Genomic DNA, 11394 nt, shown 5'->3' on the forward strand with positions numbered 1-11394 from the left:
ATAAGGTGGAATTATGCTGCAGACATTTTCTTCTCCCATATCATCGCTGCTTGATGCAAGAGCGGAGGGCCATTCGCTTCCCGCCGGTCTCTACACGCGAGAGGATGTCTTCGAGGCGGATCTGGAGGTCTTTTTCCGCCGGCACTGGATCTGCATTGGGCTTGAATGCGATGTACCGGAGCCGGGCGATGCGACCGTCGTCGATATTGGCAAGACCAGCCTCATCCTCCTGCGCGACGATGACGGCGGAATCCGCGTCATGCACAATGTCTGCCGCCACCGAGGCGCCCGACTGCTCGATCCAGGCAAGACGATCGTTTCGAAGCTTGTCTGTCCCTACCACACCTGGACCTATGAGCTTTCCGGTGAACTGAGCTATGCGCCCCATATGGGCAAGAGCTTCGACAAGGAATGCCGCAGCCTCAAGCCCGTGATCTTCAAGTCGGTTGGCGGCCTTGTTTATGTCTGCCTTTCGAACGATCCGCCCGAAGATATTGAGCGTCTCGTCGGGGTCATGGCAGAACGGCTTGCTCCCTACGATATTGCCAACGCCAAGGTCGCGTATGAATCCGATGTCATCGAACAAGGCAACTGGAAGCTCACGATCGAGAACAACCGTGAATGCTACCACTGTTCCGCCAACCATCCCGAGCTCTGCGTCTCCTTCGTCGACCTCGATTTCGGCTTCGATCCGGACGCTTTGAGCCCGGAAGATCGCGCCCAGGCGGAGGAGCATTTTTCGCTCTATGAGGAGCGCACCAGGCGGTGGGAGGCAGATGGCTACCCCTCCGCGGCGGTCGAGCAACTGGTGGACTGCACCACCAACTTTCGGACGCAACGGCTGATCATTTCGGGGGCGGGCGAATCCCAGACGCCCGACGCGACCGCTGCATCGGCAAAGCTGCTCGGCACGATGTCGCGCAAGGATCTCGGCGACATGCATCTCTGGGGTCACAACAGCTGGAACCACTTCATGGGCGACCACGCCGTCGTTTCGATCGTCATCCCGCTCTCGGCCGACAAGACGCTCGTGCGGACGAAATGGCTTGTGCACAAGGATGCCGTCGAGGGGGTCGACTACGAACTCGAAAAACTCACCAACGTCTGGATCGCCACAACCGAGCAGGACGCCGAACTGGTCGCCCGCTCCCATGCCGGCGTCGAAGATCCCGCTTACGTGCCGGGTCCCTACTCGCCCTTCTCCGAAACAAACCTCGACAAATTCGCGTCGTGGTACATCGACCGGATGCGCGCCCATGGATACTAAGAGCAACTTTTCTCCCGCCGGGCGTCTCGAGCCGAGCGATATCTGGAGCCGCGACGCGGACGAGGACCTGGTCTGCATCGATGTCCATCAGGAAACACACGACGTGAAGACCTTTACCTTTGCGTCCACCGAAGGCAAACGTTTTGCCTTCGAAGCCGGTCAGTATTTCCTGTTCGACCTCGATATCGAGGGCGAGCCGGAAAGCCGCTGCTACAGCATCTCGTCCTCGCCGAAGCGCAGCAATGCGTTCTCGGTGACCGTCAAGCGCGTCGCCGACGGCAAGATCTCGAACTGGCTTCACGATCGGCTCACGGTCAACGCCAAGGTCAAGGCGAACGGTCCCCTCGGCCAGTTCATTCGCCCGAACGGTCGGAAGTACCTTTTTCTGTCGGGAGGGTCGGGGATCACACCGGTCATGGCGATGGTTCGCGAATTGGCCGATACATGCGAGCCTGTCGACGTCGTCTTCATGCACGCGGCGCGAACCCCGAAGGACCTCATCTTCCGCGACGAACTCGCGTCACTCGCCAACCGGATGAAGGGCCTGCGCTTGCAGTTTCTGCCGGAAGTCGTTACCGGCGAAACCAACTGGCATGGCCTGACGGGACGCATATCGGCTGCTTACTTGCAGCTTGCTGTTCCCGATATCGCCGAACGCATTGTCATGTGCTGCGGCCCTGCCCCGTTCATGGCGGCAGCGCGCACGATCGCTGCCGAACTCGGCGTTCCGCAATCCAACTACATCGAGGAGAGCTTCGATGCGGCCGTGATCGACACCCCGGATATTCCTATCGTCGATCAGCCGGCGACCCGAACGTTCCAGGTCGAGTTCTCCAAACAGGGCCGCAAGATCGAAATCGGGGGCGAGCAGACCGTGCTTTCCTGCGCAAAGAAAGCGGGCGTAAAACTCGCCTCATCGTGTTCGAACGGCGTCTGCGGCACGTGCAAGTCCAAGCTCGTATCGGGTTCGGTCGAGATGAACCACAATGGCGGAATAAGGCAACGAGAGATCGATGCTGGGCTTTTCCTTCCTTGCTGTTCGAAGCCGCTCAGTGATCTCGTCGTCGATCGCTAGGCTTGGCCTAGCGATCGACATAGCCGACAGTCAGCGGTCTGACTATTAGGCAGGAAGCGCGCCGCTCTTCTTGGCCGCCCAGGTGGCGAGAACGTCCATCAGGACTGGGTTGAGACAGTCATAGGGTTCGAGGCCCAGTTCGCGCAGCCGCGCGCGCATGCTGTCCATTCCGGCCGGGTCATAGCCGCTCTCGATGATCGACGATACGAAGGCGGCAAAACCCGGTTTTGCCCAGCCTGCCTCCTGGAAGCGCTCAGGATGAACGAAGGAAAGCCCCTTGAACGCGTGGTCACGCTCGACCGGGCCGTACATGTGTACGCCGCAATCCTTGCACGCATGGCGCTGGATCAGCGCCGCCGGGTCCACGACCGCAAGCTTGTTGCCGTTTTCCAGCACCTCGACGTTGGCCGTCGGTGCGACGGCAACGACCGAAAACACCGCACCTTCGGGTTTCCAGCACTTTGTGCAGCCGCAAGCATGGTTGTGGGCGATATCACCCTTGACGCGCACTTTCACGGGATTGCTCGCGCAGTTGCAGACCAGCGTGCCGCCGGAAAAGGCAGCGTCCGTCGCCTTGAACCCGCTGTCGAGGGATGGATGGATCGCAATGCTTGGCATGGGCTTCTCCTCCTTCTGGCCGGCGCACAATGCCCGGCTGCTTGTTGGCGCCGCCGGCTAGATCACGCTGCGGCGCAAAAAGTGCATTTGCAGTCTGGAAACGGTCCTCAACCCGCGCTCAGTATAACACCACGCTGCGAATGCTCTCGCCCGAATGCATCAGTTCGAAACCCTTGTTGATGTCTTCGAGCGGCATCGTATGGGTGATCATCGGGTCGATCTCGATCTTGCCTTCCATGTACCAGTCGACGATCTTCGGCACGTCGGTGCGGCCGCGCGCGCCGCCAAAGGCGGTGCCCATCCAGCTGCGGCCGGTGACGAGCTGGAACGGCCGGGTGGAAATCTCCTGGCCCGCGCCGGCAACGCCGATGACGACCGACTTGCCCCAGCCGCGATGCGAGGCCTCGAGCGCCTGGCGCATCACCTTGGTGTTGCCGGTGCAGTCGAAGGTGTAGTCGGCGCCGCCGATCTGGTCGGCTCCGCGCTTGGTCATGTTGACGAGGTAAGGCACGATGTCGTCGCCGACCTCCTTCGGGTTGACGAAGTGGGTCATGCCGAAGCGCTCGCCCCAGGCCTTCTTGTCGTTGTTGAGGTCGACGCCGATGATCATGTCGGCGCCGGCAAGGCGCAGGCCCTGGATGACGTTGAGGCCAATGCCGCCGAGACCGAAGACGATCGCAGTCGCACCCATTTCCACCTGTGCCGTGTTGATGACGGCGCCGATGCCGGTCGTCACGCCGCAGCCGATGTAGCAGATCTTGTCGAACGGCGCGTCCGGGTTGACCTTGGCAACCGCGATCTCCGGCAGCACCGTGTAGTTGGCGAAGGTCGAGCAGCCCATGTAGTGGTGGATCTTGTCCTTGCCGATCGAGAAGCGCGAGGTGCCGTCGGGCATCAGGCCTTGGCCTTGTGTCGAGCGGATCGCGGTGCACAGATTGGTCTTGCGCGACAGACACGATGGGCAGGAGCGGCACTCGGGCGTGTAGAGCGGGATGACGTGGTCGCCCTTCTTCACCGAGGTCACGCCCGGGCCGACGTCGACGACGATGCCGGCGCCTTCATGGCCGAGGATCGCCGGGAACAGGCCTTCCGGATCGGCGCCGGACAGGGTGAAATCGTCGGTGTGGCAGATGCCTGTGGCCTTGACCTCGATCAGCACTTCGCCGGCCCGCGGGCCTTCGAGCTGAACCGTCATGACCTCGAGCGGCTTGCCTGCCTGAACGGCAACGGCGGCGCGTACATCCACTGTGGTATCCTTTTCGTTGATGCTGCAATCGCGTGGAAGGGCCAACCGAACCACGGTCAGCCCACCTGGGTTCGGTCGCTTAAAAACGGACCTACGAAGCCTTCTGCAACTCCGGCAGAGCGTCGAAGAGATCGGCAACCAGGCCGTAGTCGGCGACCTGGAAGATCGGCGCCTCTTCGTCCTTGTTGATGGCGACGATGACCTTCGAGTCCTTCATGCCGGCGAGGTGCTGGATGGCACCGGAAATGCCGCAGGCGATGTAGAGATCGGGCGCAACGACCTTGCCGGTCTGGCCGACCTGCCAGTCGTTCGGAGCGTAACCGGCGTCGACCGCAGCGCGCGAAGCGCCGACGGCAGCGCCGAGCTTGTCGGCCACCGGCAGGATCACTTCCTGGAACTTTTCCGACGAGCCGAGCGCACGACCGCCCGAGATGATGATCTTGGCAGACGTCAGCTCCGGGCGGTCCGACGACGACAGGGCGTCGGCGACGAAGGAGGAAACGCCGGGGTTGGCGGCAGCCGAGACGCTCTCGATCGCAGCCGAACCGCCTTCCGCGGCGGACGCGAAGGAGGCGGTGCGCACGGTGATGACGCGCTTGGCTTCGGTCGTCTGCACCGTCTGGATGGCGTTGCCGGCATAAATCGGACGCAGATAAGTATCGGACGAGACGACCTCGATGATTTCCGAGACCTGGGAAACGTCGAGCAGGGCTGCAACGCGCGGCATCACGTTCTTGCCGACCGAGGTGGCGGCGCTCACGATGGTGTCGTAGCTGCCAGCGAGCGAGACGATCAGGGCAGCGAGCGGCTCGGCCAGGTTGTTGGCAAGCGAGGCGTCGTCGGCAACGAGCACCTTGGAAACGCCTGCAAGCTTGGACGCCTGTTCGGCAGCCTGCTTCGCGCCGGCGCCGGCAACGAGAACATGCACATCGGCTCCAGTCCCACTGGCGATTTTCGAGGCCGCGCTCAGCGCCTTGGCGGTCTGGTCGGAAAGGTGGTTGCTGTCGTGGTCAGCCAGAAGAAGAATGGCCATGATAAAATCTCCCTTCCTTAAATCAGAGAACGCCGGCTTCGACTTTAAGCTTTTCGACGAGCTCGGCGACCGACTTGACCTTGATACCGGCCTTGCGGCCCGACGGCTCCTCGGTCTTCAGCACCTTGAGGCGGGCGGCGGTGTCGACGCCGAAGTCGGCCGGCGACTTCTTGTCGAGCGGCTTCTTCTTCGCCTTCATGATGTTCGGCAGCGAGGCGTAGCGCGGCTCGTTCAAACGCAGGTCGGTGGTGACGACGGCCGGCAGCTTGATGTCGATCGTCTGCAGACCGCCGTCGACTTCGCGGGTCACCCTTGCTGTGCACTCTGGCGCCTTGCCGTCGCCGATCTCGACCTTGGAGGCAAAGGTCCCTTGCGCCCAGCCGAGCAGCGCGGACAGCATCTGGCCGGTCTGGTTCGAATCGTCGTCGATTGCCTGCTTGCCGACGATGATCAGGGCCGGCTGTTCAGCCTCGGCCACGCCCTTGACGATCTTGGCGACAGCGAGCGGCTCGACCTGGTCTTCGGTCTCAACCAGGATGGCGCGGTCGGCACCCATGGCAAGCGCCGTGCGCAGCGTCTCTTCGGCCTTGGCCGGACCAACGGAAACGACGACGACTTCCTCGGCCTTGCCGGCTTCCTTCAGCCTGAGCGCCTCTTCGACCGAGATTTCGTCGAACGGGTTCATCGACATCTTCACGTTCGCAAGTTCGACGCCCGAACCGTCTGCCTTCACCCGGATCTTGACGTTGTAGTCAACCACCCGCTTCACCGTCACAAGTATTTTCATGGCAAACCTTTCTCCCGCGCTCGGTCTCGGCCGAACGCCCTTTCGTCAGTGCCTCGGTCGATCAGGCAACAATGCCCAGAATGCAAACAGCGGTTTTTCACCCGACCGCATGGCGTGTCTGACGCCAGGCGGATTGTAGAAGGAACCTCCGATCCCGGGTGAGAACCATTCGGAATCGCCATGCTGAAACTCGCCTTCCGACAGGACGAGGTACGTCTCTTCCGGGGCGTGGTCGTGGTCGGGATAACGCACATACGGCGCCATCAGCGTCGCGCCGAGCCAGAGGTCCCTCCGGTCCTCCAGGCCGCCCGGTCCGGCGATCATCGCATTGGCGTGGCTCATCAAGAAATTTTCGCTGGCCGTATGGTCGTAGACCGAGCGCCACTTCCATTCGAGCATCGGTTCAAGGTCCGAGAAGCGTCTGATTAGCGTATCCAGGGACGATCGGCCGGTTTCTGCAGCCAGCACACTGTCGAGATGTTGGCTGCAGACCGGGAGGCGCTTGCCGATGTCCAGACGTTGCGGTTGCGGCGCTTCAAGCTGGGCAAAAATCTGCATGAGTGACTGGCGCGCCCTCAGATCCTGTGAAAACTGGTTGAACGCGACAAAGGCCGCGTCCAGAAACGCTTGCAAGGCGTCAAACCGCGCCATTCTCAGATGTCCTTGGCAAGACGCAGCGCATCGTAGATGGCCGCATGTGTATTGCGGGCCGCAACGGCATCGCCGATCCGGAAGAGTTGATAGGCGCCCTCCGGGTTGCGTTCGACGGACTGCGGCGTGCCGGCAATAAGCTCGTCGTAGGAGACTTCGCCAAGGTTCCGCGAGTCAGGCTTCAATTCGAAATAGAGGTCGTCCAGCGGGATGGTTCCGTGGTTGACGACGATCTGGTCGAAGGTCTGCTGCTTGGCAACGCCGCCATAGTCACTGCCAACATGGGCGATGATCTGGTTGCCACTCTTTTCAACCGACTCCAGCCGGTACGTGACTGTGAAGGTGACGTCGAGTTTCTGCAGCGAGCGCATGTAAGGAACGAGGTTCATCGCCATGACTTCGGGCGCGAAGGAGCGGTCCGGTGTCATGATTTCCACCTTGGCACCGGCCTTGGCGAGGAACTCGGCAGCCTGGAGGCCCGCATGGTCGCCGGCGTCGTCGAAGATGAGCACGTTGGTTCCAGGCTTCACATCACCGGAGATGATGTCCCAGGAGGAAACGACGAGTTCGTTGCCCTTCGACAGCACCTCTGTGTGCGGCAATCCACCGGTAGCGATAATGACGACATCGGGCTTTTCGGTGAGTACCGTCTCAGCCTCGGCCCAGGTATTGAACCGGAAGGTGACGCCGAGCTTTTCGCACTGGCTCATGCGCCAGTCGATAATGCCGATCATTTCCCGCCGGCGCTCGCTCTGGGCCGTCAGGCGGATTTGACCGCCCGGATTGTTCGCGGCCTCCAAAACAACGACCTCATGACCCCGTTCCGCCGAGACGCGAGCAGCCTCAAGGCCGGCCGGACCGGCACCGACGATGACGACCTTCTTGCGAACGGCAGCTTTCGGGATCCGATGCGGCATCGTTTCTTCGCGACCGGTCGCCGCATTGTGAATGCAGAAAGCCATGCCACCTTGATAGATGCGGTCGAGACAGTAGTTGGCGCCGACGCAGGGGCGAATATCATCCTCGCGCTTTTCCATGATCTTCCGCACGATATGCGGGTCGGTCATGTGGGCGCGGGTCATACCGATCATGTCGACCTTGCCGGCAGCGATTGCGTGACGAGCCGTCGCCACGTCCTGGATCTTGGCGGCATGGAAGGTTGGAAACTTGGTTGCCGCGCGCACATCGCCGGCAAAATCCAGATGTGGTGCGCTCGCCATCCCCTGAATCGGGATGACATCTGTGAGGCCCGGATCCGTATCGATATGACCGCGGATGACATTCAGATAATCGATGAGGCCGCTTTCCTTGAGACGACGGGAAATCTCCAGGCCTTCGGCCTTTCCTGTCCCGCCGGGAAGACATTCGTCTGCCGTATAGCGAACGCCAAGGATAAAGTCGTTGCCGACCCTTTCGCGCATGGCCCTGAAGACGTCGAAACAAAAGCGCAGGCGGTTATCGAGCGAACCTCCATAAGGACCGTCGAGTTCGTTGGTGAGCGGCGAGGTGAACTGGTCAATAAGATGCCCGTAGGCTTCCAGCTCGACACCATCCATACCGCCCGCCTTCATCCGTTCGGCGGCGTCTGCAAAGTCCCTGATAATGCGCTCGATGTCCCAGTCTTCGAGCTTCTTGGGAAAGGCTCGGTGCGCTGCCTCGCGATGATGTGAGGGTGCAACGACCGGGAGCCAATCGCCCTTGTCCCAGCGGGTACGCCTGCCGAGGTGCGTGAGCTGGATCATGATCGCAGCCCCCTCTTCGTGCACGGCGTCGGTCATTTGCCGGATCCAAGGCACGATCTCGTCCTTGTATGCGAGCAGGTTGTTGAAGACCGGAGGGCTGTCCTTGGACACTGCCGCCGAGCCGGCGGTCATCGTCAGCGCCACCCCGCCCTTGGCCCGCTCAACGGTATAGGCGCGGTAGCGGTCCTTCGGCATGCCGTCTTCGGGATAGGCAGGCTCGTGAGACGTAACAATGATGCGGTTGCGCAGGGTCAAATGCTTCAACTGAAACGGCTGAAGCAGGGGATCGTTCGACATGCGACGGGCTCCGGTTTATGGGAATTTATCGCAACGGTAAGCGGAAATGTACATAGGTGTCAATAATCAAAAACACCGTGGTTCAGATATTCGACACATATGTACATTTTGCTTGAAACGGCCGTTTGGATTTGTTAGGAGGCAATCATGGAACAGGCGATGACTGACACTGGCTGGCGCGGTTCTCAGGAGGGGTGGCTCGAGGCCGCCTATGACTCCCTGCTCGAGTCGGGCGTGGACTCGGTGAAGATCCTGCCGTTGGCCAAACGGCTCAATCTTTCCCGGACCAGCTTCTATTGGTTCTTCAAGGACCGGGAGGAACTGCTGAGTGCCCTCGTCGCGCGCTGGAGGGAGAAGAATACCGGCAATCTGGCCAAACAGTCCGAAGCCTATGCGGAGTCCTTGGCCGAGGCGATGCTGAACGTTTTCGACTGCTGGGTGAACAAGGAACTGTTCGACTCCCAGTTCGAGTTCGCCGTTCGCAGCTGGGCGCTGCAATCGCCCGAGATACAGGCCGAAGTCCATGAGGCCGATCAGGCGAGAATGGAGGCGCTGGGCCGCATGTTCATGCGGTTCGGATATGACGCGGGACCGGCGGACGTTCGCGCACGAACGACCTACCTGGTCCAGATTGGATACATCTCGATGCAGTCCAAGGAGGATCTTGCGCTCCGCATGAAGCGCATTCCGGAATACATCGCGATTTACACCGGACAAACACCACAGCAGAGGGAGCTCGATCGCTTCTTCGCCCGGCATGGCTACAAACCAGAGTGAGAGAAGCATGGAAACGGGCGGGCCTTTGAGGGTTGGCGTAATTGGTGGTGCGGGTTGGCTGGGCGGAGCAATCGCCGACGCCATTCTCGACGCCGGCATCGTCGAGCCTCAGAACCTGTCGCTCTCCTATCGCAGCGAGCGCCCTGACCGTTTCAACCGCTCCTTCTGGACATCGGACAATCAGGCACTTGCCGACCGCTCGGACGTCATCGTTCTCTCCGTCCGTCCGGCTGACTGGCTCAGCCTGAACGTTGTTGCCGAGGGCAAGCTTGTCATCTCCGTCATGGCGGGCATCCGCCTCAGCGCCCTTGTTGAGCATCATCGGATGGACCGCGTGGTCCGAACCCTGCCAAATGCGGCGACCGAAGTCCGCAAGTCCTATACGCCGTGGGTCGCAGCCGCCGGGCTGCAGAACGACGATCGCGACATCATAAGGGCGATCTTCGATGCTTGCGGTTCTCAGGATGAAGTGCATTCAGAAGCGGAAATCGACTATCTGACCGGCCTCACCGGATCCGGGCCTGCCTTTCCGGCGCTGCTCGCCGAAGCGATGATGGCAGACGCCGTCTCGCAAGGACTGGCTCCCGAGATCGCCAAGCGTGCCGTCAATACCCTTATCACGGGTGCCGGTCGGCTGCTTGAGCAGCGTGACGACTGTCCGACCGACATTGTCCAGACCTTCCTCGACTATCGCGGCACCACCGCGGCCGCGATCGAGGAGATGCGCGCGGCCGGATTCGATACCGCCGTCTCACGCGGATTGAGGGCTGCGTTCAGGAAATCGGTTCGCATGGGAGAAGCCTCCTAGCGTCGTTGAGACGGGGTCCGCGGCGCCCCGCCTCAGAAGAAAAGCCGCCAAAAGAGGGAACGATAATGAAAAGCTTGCTAGCATCGACATGCCTGTTCCTTGGGACCGTCGCCGGTTCGTCGCTCGCCAGCGCGGCAGACTGCGGCAGCGTCACCATCGCCAGCATGAACTGGCAAAGTGCCGAGGTCATTTCCAATCTCGACAAGATCATCCTCAATGAAGGTTACGGCTGCAGCGCCGAAATCACCATCGGCGATACCGTACCGACGATCACCTCCATGGCGGAAAAAGGCGAGCCGGATATCGCGCCCGAGGCCTGGATCGATCTGCTTCCCGACGTGGTCAAGAAGGGAACCGAAGAAGGCCGTATCGTAAAGGTCGGGTCTCCGCTACCCGATGGCGGCGTTCAGGGCTGGTGGATCCCGAAGTATTTCGCCGATGCCCATCCAGACATCAAGAGTATTCCCGATCTCCTGAAGCATCCCGACCTCATCAAGGACCCTGAAGACCCGAGCAAGGGCGCGATCTTCAATGGTCCACAGGGCTGGGGTGGAACGGTCGTGACCGCACAGCTCTACAAGGCCTTCGAAGCAGAGAAGGCCGGCTGGTCGCTGGTCGACACCGGCTCGGCAGCAGGCCTCGACGGCTCGATTGCCAAGGCCTATGAGCGCAAGGAAGGCTGGGTCGGCTATTACTGGGCACCGACCGCCCTGCTTGGCAAATACGAGATGGTGCAGCTTGAGGCAGGCGTCCCCTATGACGCAGCCGAGTGGAAGCGTTGCATTACGGTTGCCGAATGCACTGACCCGAAGCCGAGCGCCTGGCCGGTCGATACGATCGTGACACTTGTCGCCAAGCCCTTTTCCGAAAAAGCTGGCCCCGAGGTCATGGAGTACCTCAACAAGCGCTCCTGGAGCAACGAGACAATCGCCAAATTGATGGCCTGGATGACCGACAACCAGGCCAGCGGCGAGGAAGGTGCAAAGCACTTCCTCGAAGAAAACCCGGATATCTGGAAGAAGTGGGTCTCCCCAGAGGCCGCCGCCAAGATCGAGGCTGCGCTGTAGTCAGCACGGCCGAAAACCCGGTGCGG

Annotated in this window: 11 protein-coding genes; 5 read left to right on the forward strand and 6 right to left on the reverse strand. The window is 61.1% G+C overall.

The window, feature by feature from the left end:
- Nucleotides 1–13 precede the first annotated feature (13 nt).
- On the forward strand, nt 14–1267 hold the full coding sequence (locus IB262_RS25620; RefSeq protein ID WP_034801946.1) for an aromatic ring-hydroxylating dioxygenase subunit alpha: 1254 nt from the start codon (nt 14–16) through the stop codon (nt 1265–1267).
- Nucleotides 1257–2342, forward strand: coding sequence for a hybrid-cluster NAD(P)-dependent oxidoreductase (locus IB262_RS25625; RefSeq protein WP_090428935.1), 1086 nt, complete (start codon nt 1257–1259; stop codon nt 2340–2342). Before IB262_RS25620 ends, IB262_RS25625 begins: the two co-directional genes overlap by 11 nt.
- Nucleotides 2343–2387: 45 nt before the next feature.
- Here the strand turns inward: IB262_RS25625 and gfa are convergent, their stop codons facing one another.
- The 6 genes from gfa to IB262_RS25655 form a co-directional block, all read right to left on the reverse strand.
- The gene (gfa, locus tag IB262_RS25630) at nt 2388–2960 is read right to left on the reverse strand and encodes an S-(hydroxymethyl)glutathione synthase (RefSeq protein ID WP_060609992.1); all 573 of its coding nucleotides are present in this window, start codon (nt 2958–2960) and stop codon (nt 2388–2390) included.
- A gap of 118 nt (nt 2961–3078) precedes the next feature.
- Entirely contained in the window at nt 3079–4206 is a 1128-nt protein-coding gene (locus IB262_RS25635; RefSeq protein ID WP_077961485.1) for an S-(hydroxymethyl)glutathione dehydrogenase/class III alcohol dehydrogenase, read from the reverse strand.
- A gap of 91 nt (nt 4207–4297) precedes the next feature.
- A complete protein-coding gene (locus IB262_RS25640; RefSeq protein ID WP_192493967.1) occupies nt 4298–5239 on the reverse strand; it encodes an electron transfer flavoprotein subunit alpha/FixB family protein in 942 nt (313 codons plus the stop codon).
- A gap of 22 nt (nt 5240–5261) precedes the next feature.
- Nucleotides 5262–6026, reverse strand: coding sequence for an electron transfer flavoprotein subunit beta/FixA family protein (locus IB262_RS25645; RefSeq protein ID WP_192493968.1), 765 nt, complete (start codon nt 6024–6026; stop codon nt 5262–5264).
- A 45-nt stretch (nt 6027–6071) separates the two neighbouring features.
- Nucleotides 6072–6677 (reverse strand): dimethylsulfonioproprionate lyase family protein, encoded by a 606-nt coding sequence (locus tag IB262_RS25650; RefSeq protein WP_060529596.1) that lies wholly within the window; start codon nt 6675–6677, stop codon nt 6072–6074.
- Between the two features lie 2 nt (nt 6678–6679).
- Nucleotides 6680–8716, reverse strand: a complete 2037-nt coding sequence (locus IB262_RS25655) for an NADH:flavin oxidoreductase (protein WP_192493969.1) — start codon at nt 8714–8716, stop codon at nt 6680–6682.
- A gap of 147 nt (nt 8717–8863) precedes the next feature.
- On the opposite strand from IB262_RS25655, the gene IB262_RS25660 reads away from it, so the two are divergent.
- The 3 genes from IB262_RS25660 (at nt 8864) to IB262_RS25670 (ending at nt 11368) form a co-directional block, all read left to right on the forward strand.
- On the forward strand, nt 8864–9493 hold the full coding sequence (locus IB262_RS25660; protein WP_060582031.1) for a TetR/AcrR family transcriptional regulator: 630 nt from the start codon (nt 8864–8866) through the stop codon (nt 9491–9493).
- A 7-nt stretch (nt 9494–9500) separates the two neighbouring features.
- Nucleotides 9501–10301: a pyrroline-5-carboxylate reductase dimerization domain-containing protein gene (locus IB262_RS25665; protein WP_192493970.1), complete on the forward strand. Its 801-nt coding sequence runs from the start codon at nt 9501–9503 to the stop codon at nt 10299–10301.
- Nucleotides 10302–10366: 65 nt separating this feature from the next.
- Nucleotides 10367–11368 (forward strand): ABC transporter substrate-binding protein, encoded by a 1002-nt coding sequence (locus IB262_RS25670; RefSeq protein WP_060582032.1) that lies wholly within the window; start codon nt 10367–10369, stop codon nt 11366–11368.
- Nucleotides 11369–11394 lie beyond the last annotated feature (26 nt).

The organism is Ensifer sp. ENS02, assembly GCF_014851885.1.
Classification (GTDB): Bacteria; Pseudomonadota; Alphaproteobacteria; order Rhizobiales; family Rhizobiaceae; genus Ensifer; species Ensifer adhaerens.

Bases quoted from the DNA above. Each gene is read 5' to 3' on its own strand.
- IB262_RS25620 (WP_034801946.1), top strand. From the start codon at position 14: ATGCTGCAGACATTTTCTTCTCCCATATCATCGCTGCTTGATGCAAGA.
- IB262_RS25625 (WP_090428935.1), top strand. From the start codon at position 1,257: ATGGATACTAAGAGCAACTTTTCTCCCGCCGGGCGTCTCGAGCCGAGC.
- gfa (WP_060609992.1), bottom strand. From the start codon at position 2,960: ATGCCAAGCATTGCGATCCATCCATCCCTCGACAGCGGGTTCAAGGCG.
- IB262_RS25640 (WP_192493967.1), bottom strand. From the start codon at position 5,239: ATGGCCATTCTTCTTCTGGCTGACCACGACAGCAACCACCTTTCCGAC.
- IB262_RS25645 (WP_192493968.1), bottom strand. From the start codon at position 6,026: ATGAAAATACTTGTGACGGTGAAGCGGGTGGTTGACTACAACGTCAAG.
- IB262_RS25650 (WP_060529596.1), bottom strand. From the start codon at position 6,677: ATGGCGCGGTTTGACGCCTTGCAAGCGTTTCTGGACGCGGCCTTTGTC.
- IB262_RS25655 (WP_192493969.1), bottom strand. From the start codon at position 8,716: ATGTCGAACGATCCCCTGCTTCAGCCGTTTCAGTTGAAGCATTTGACC.
- IB262_RS25660 (WP_060582031.1), top strand. From the start codon at position 8,864: ATGGAACAGGCGATGACTGACACTGGCTGGCGCGGTTCTCAGGAGGGG.
- IB262_RS25665 (WP_192493970.1), top strand. From the start codon at position 9,501: ATGGAAACGGGCGGGCCTTTGAGGGTTGGCGTAATTGGTGGTGCGGGT.
- IB262_RS25670 (WP_060582032.1), top strand. From the start codon at position 10,367: ATGAAAAGCTTGCTAGCATCGACATGCCTGTTCCTTGGGACCGTCGCC.